At 40.1% G+C, this 349-nt stretch carries 1 protein-coding gene; it reads left to right on the top strand.

The window, feature by feature from the left end:
- Positions 1–130 precede the first annotated feature (130 nt).
- The coding region (locus KP705_RS19880) for a hypothetical protein (protein ID WP_215765562.1) at positions 131–349 on the top strand (219 nt) is incomplete at its 3' end.

Here is a 349-nt window from a genome sequence, read left to right as displayed (position 1 = left end):
AAGATTTAGAAGAATGTGACAAGGATGGTTTGTATTCGAGTATCGATAATTTAGATTTGGAAAATTGTACGTCTGATGATTTTAAAAGAAGACTCTCAACGATTTGCGAGAAATTTTTTGGATCGTTGTCATGAGTTATCAATTCGCACATTTTGAGATGCTGAGTCGTAAAGTGCTTGTAAAGCCTTCCGACAAGGCAACGAAGTCTAAGAAGTGGAATATTAAAGAGACTATAGATGAGGCTACCCGGAGAAATCCGGATGCCTGTTTGCATGTTGAAAATCCAGGCAAGCCGGTTCTCGTTTTTGGTCAGGATTTAGAAGCTCTTGAGCGTGAGCATGAGCAGGCT

The organism is Gluconobacter sp. P1D12_c (genome assembly GCF_018812105.1).
Lineage (GTDB): Bacteria > Pseudomonadota > Alphaproteobacteria > Acetobacterales > Acetobacteraceae > Gluconobacter > Gluconobacter oxydans_A.
Note: the sequence above shows the minus strand (reverse complement) of the source record. Positions and strands in the feature narration are given on the sequence as shown.